The sequence below is a fragment of the Protofrankia sp. Cr1 genome (assembly GCF_963555865.1).
Taxonomy (GTDB): Bacteria; Actinomycetota; Actinomycetes; order Frankiales; family Frankiaceae; genus Protofrankia.
In genome coordinates this window covers 1,401-5,732 of the sequence record NZ_CAUVXO010000301.1, presented here as the reverse complement: position 1 = coordinate 5,732, position 4,332 = coordinate 1,401, and the positions used below count along the sequence as shown (strand labels likewise).

General features: G+C 67.0%; 3 protein-coding genes and 2 pseudogenes. 4 read left to right on the top strand and 1 reads right to left on the bottom strand.

The annotated features are described in order from the left end of the window. Window positions 1–486 precede the first annotated feature (486 nt). On the top strand, window positions 487–1,866 hold the full coding sequence (locus tag U9980_RS19630) for a right-handed parallel beta-helix repeat-containing protein (RefSeq protein ID WP_322769258.1): 1,380 nt from the start codon (window positions 487–489) through the stop codon (window positions 1,864–1,866). Here the strand turns inward: U9980_RS19630 and nagA are convergent. Next, a complete protein-coding gene (nagA, locus tag U9980_RS19625) occupies window positions 1,861–3,069 on the bottom strand; it encodes an N-acetylglucosamine-6-phosphate deacetylase (protein WP_322769257.1) in 1,209 nt (402 codons plus the stop codon). The genes U9980_RS19630 and nagA overlap by 6 nt on opposite strands. A 151-nt stretch (window positions 3,070–3,220) precedes the next feature. Here nagA and U9980_RS19620 point away from each other — a divergent pair, with 151 nt between their 5' ends. The 3 genes and pseudogenes from U9980_RS19620 to U9980_RS19615 all read left to right on the top strand — a co-directional run. Further along, entirely contained in the window at window positions 3,221–3,733 is a 513-nt protein-coding gene (locus U9980_RS19620; RefSeq protein ID WP_322769256.1) for an NUDIX hydrolase, read from the top strand. A 261-nt stretch (window positions 3,734–3,994) separates the two neighbouring features. Continuing rightward, window positions 3,995–4,063: pseudogene (locus U9980_RS28655) on the top strand (LacI family DNA-binding transcriptional regulator); the annotation flags it as partial. A gap of 74 nt (window positions 4,064–4,137) precedes the next feature. Beyond that, window positions 4,138–4,332, top strand: a pseudogene (locus tag U9980_RS19615) (LacI family transcriptional regulator); the annotation flags it as partial.

The window sequence follows — 4,332 nt, the reverse complement described above, 5'->3', positions numbered from 1 at the left end:
GCTCCGCCTCGGGCGAGCGGACACGATTCGCGAGACCATCGCCATAAGTAACCGAAATTACTCCGAGTGAACGCAACAGCGCGTAATCGGCCTCACCGACCGTGCCGCAGGCAGGCCCGATGCATCCGGCGTCTCATGTGTGACAGTTTTGAAGCCATTGTTGAACGCCTCTTCCGGGCGACCCCCCAATCGTTACACGCTGTTCAAATGAAATGGATTAAAGAGGTATCTCATCAGGCTCCGTGATCGACCGCTGTGATCGACCGCTGTGATCGACCGTCGTCTGGATCCCCTATACTCGCCCTGCCTCAGCACATCGAGATGTGAAGGACCCGTATGTTCGCGGATTTCAAGGGTAAGAGCTTGGCTCGGCGGACGACTCGATCCGCATCATTGCTTTTCGTAGTGTTTTCACTACTTTCAGTAGCAGCCTGTCGAGCGCCCGCCGGAGAGCCACAAGCTGCTCCCAGCGGGGACCCACAGTTGGTGTCATCGAGTTCCGGTGACCTGTCGACAGTGGTGAAGAGCCTCGACAATCAGACCTTTCCCGCCGGTTCAACGTTCTACGCGGGGATCGCGGGTGCGGATGACGGAGCAGACATCCGCTTCACGCTTGACAGCAAGCCCCTCACCACGGTGAATCCCGGCATCGTGAAGGTGACCGGCCTGGCCGACGGCAAGCATTCGCTGATCGCGGATACGTATGAACCTGATGGGGACAAGACCCGGAGAACCCACCGGTTCCGGGCGAACTTCCAGCTGGGCGGGACGACAGCCGGCGTGCAGGCCGCGCTTTCGGCGTCCCCGGACCCGGATCAGCAGGACGGATCCCCACCGCCGCCGGTGGCACCCGCTCCCGCGCTGGATCCGGTCGCCCCGGGCACGGAGGTGAAGGTGGCCGACGTCGCAAGCCTGATAAACGCGCTCAACACCGCCCGACCAGGGATGACGATCACCATGGCCGACGGTCGCTACTCGGGCAAGGACGCCAAGGACATCAACGCCAAGAGCAAACCCAGCGGTACGCCGACGAGCCCGGGACGGTTCAACATCCGGGTCTCGGGTACCGAAGCCGCACCTATCACACTGCGAGGCTCTCGCAACGCCGTGCTCGACGGCGGTGGCGCCGGGGGCGGCTATGGCCTGAACCTGCTGGGAGCCGGCTACTGGAAGCTCCAGGGGTTCACCGTGACGGAGGCGACCAAGGGCGTGGTCCTCGACGGTTCCAGCCACGTGACGATCGACGGTCTGTACGTGCACGACATCGGGCAGGAAGGCATCCATCTGCGGGCGTTTTCCAGCTATGACGTGGTAACCAACTGCCTGGTGGAGAACACCGGAGTGAAGACCGCCAGCTTCGGCGAGGGCGTCTACCTGGGGTCGGCTGTCTCCAACTGGGGCCGCTACACAGGTGGCAAGCCGGACACCTCGAACTACAACCAGGTGATCGGGAACACCATCCGTCACACCGGCGCCGAGAACATCGACATCAAGGAAGGTACGACCGGAGGCGTGATCCAGAACAACTCCTTCGACGCGGTCGGTATGTCGGGGAGCTGGGCGGACTCCTGGATAGACGTGAAGGGCAACAATTATATGATCATCGGCAACAAGGGCACGGTGAGCGGGCCGTCGGCGCTCCAGGACGGCTTCCAGACCCATACGATCAACACCGACGGTGTGGCGGTGGGCTCCGGCGAAGGAAACGTCTTCACCGACAATGTCGCCGACCTCGGCGGAGCGTCCGGTGTCGGCTTCTGGGTTCAGAATCCGCGGACGTCGAACAACAAGGTCAACTGCACATCCAACAAGGTGATCGGAGGTACCGGTTTCGTGTCCAAGGACGTGACCTGCGTCAATTCATGAACCGCTCGGGGTCCGGTCGGGCTGGGACCACACACCGCCGGCCATGACCCGGACCAGGTGAAGATCGACGTCGAGGACGACGAGGTCGGCGGCCAGGCCCACGGCGATCGCTCCGCACGTGGCGGACAGGCCGAGCACGCGGGCCGGGTTCGTCGCCGCCGCGGCAGCTGCGACCTCGATCGGGATGCCGGCGTCGAGGACCGCCCGGCGCAGCGCGTCGTCCATCGTGAGTGTGCTGCCGGCAAGCACGCCCGAACGCGCCAACCGCGCCTGGCCGTCGCGCACCCGCACGGCCTGGCCGCCGAGGATGTAGTCACCGTCACCGGCGCCGGCCGCATCGATGGCATCGGTGACCAGAACGAGCCGATGCCGATCGCGCGCGACCATCCGGGTGATGGACGGGTGTACGTGCACACCGTCGTTGATCAGCTCGCAGGCGACGTCGGCGTCGGCGCCGGCGTCGAGAGCGGCCCCGACCGGGCCCGGCGCTCGATGGTGCAGCGGCGGCATGGCGTTGAACAGGTGGGTGGTCAGGGTCGCGCCGGCTGCGAACGCGGCGACGGCCTGGTCGTAGGTGGCGTCGGTGTGCCCGATCGCGGCCACGATGCCGCCGTCCACGGCATCGGCGATGATCTCAGCGGCGCCGGGCAGTTCCGGTGCGACCGTAATGACGCGCAGCGTTCCCCGGGCCGCGCGGACCAGCCGGGCGAACACCGCCCGGTCCGGGTCGAGCAGATGCTCAGGGGCCTGCGCGCCACAGCGCGCGGGCGCGAGGAACGGCCCCTCCAGATGCGCCCCGAGCACGTGACCGTCGGCGCACGGACCCCGCTCGACCAGGTCGGCCACCCATGACAGCTGCTCGGCGAGGTCCTCGACAGGCGCGGTGACCAGCGACACGAGCGTGCCGGTGGTGCCGTGCGCGCGGTGGAACGTGACCGCCGCGGCCATCGCCGCCGCTGAGGTGGCGACGTCGTGACCGCCGCCGCCGTGCACATGCAGATCGATGAATCCCGGCAACAGCCAGGCGCCGTCGAGATCGGTGACCGTCCGCCCGGCCAGCCCAGCCCACCCAGCCCGGCCAGGCGGCCCGCCGGAACCGACCGCCGTGATGCGACCCCCCTCGACCTCGACCCAACCTGGATCCAGGACGCCTTCGGGAGTCACCACCCGGACACCGGCCAGTACACACTGTGGCACGTACATGGACATCCTCCCGCGAGTCACACCCGCCATGCCCCCGCCACCAACCGCCGGCGGGCCGGCTGGCCGGGCCCCTGTCAAGGACGTCCGGTCGCATCCACGGTAGGCAAGACGACGGCGGGGAGGATGACGGGGGCCGCTAAGGTCATGGAACATGACCAGCGGACAACTGCCACCGGCCGAGTTCTACGCGACACTGCCGCGCGCGATCGCGGGGGCCGCAGGTCTCTTCCACGATCCCGACGGCCGGGTCCTGCTCGTCCAACCCTCGTACCGCACCGACACCTGGCTCATCCCCGGCGGTCACATGGACCCGGGCGAGTACCCGTGGGACACCGCACGGCGGGAGATCAAGGAAGAACTCGGCCTGGATGTCCGCCCCGGCCAGCTGGTGGCCGTCGACTGGGTACCGCCGCAGGACGACGGACGACCGGCGCTGGTCAACTTCATCTTCGACGGCGGGACGCTCACGGCCCACGACGCCGAACACCATCTGAACCTACAAGCCGACGAACTCACCGCTTGGCGGCTGTGCGCCCCCGACGAGTACGACCAGTTCCTCGCCCCGTACATGGCCCGGCGCATCCGCGCCTGTATGGACGCCCTGCACACCGGTCAGACGGTGTACCTCCAGCACGGACGACCACCGCAGGCCCCGACCGTCTGAACCCTGCCGGGGGTCTGTCAACTTGCACTTATGGTCCCCTCACCGCCTGTCACCACCGGAATCTTCTGGCACCCCACAGGCTTGTGGGTTTGCCCACGATGGACCTTTTCGATGAAACCCCTCATATCGGCGGCCTGCAAGCGCTTGCAGACGTGGCGGATTCAGCGTACCGTTCCTGACGATCATGATCCGGGTCACACGTGAGTAGGTCGGGTGATTGGGTTCCGACGGGCGCGTCGGCGGACGGAGGAGGACCCCGGGATGAGTGGCAGCATCGAGGATGTGGCCGCGCGGGCGGGCGTTTCCACGGCGACGGTGTCGCGGGCTCTGCGGCGGCTGCCCAACGTCGCCGAGAGCACGCGGGCCTGGGTCGTGGAGGCGGGCGCACAGCCCAGCTCCTGTAGGTGGCCTCACCGCAGGCGTCCAGCGGCGCCGAGGCGGTGTTGCGGGCGGGTGGTCTGGATCTGCTGCTCTACAACCTCGGGGATGACGCGGGCAGGGCGCGGTTCTTCGATGCGGTGCCGCTGCGTAAGCGAGTCGATGCGGTACTGGTGTTGTGCTTACCGCTGACCCCGAGGGAGATCGAGGTTTTGCAAGCG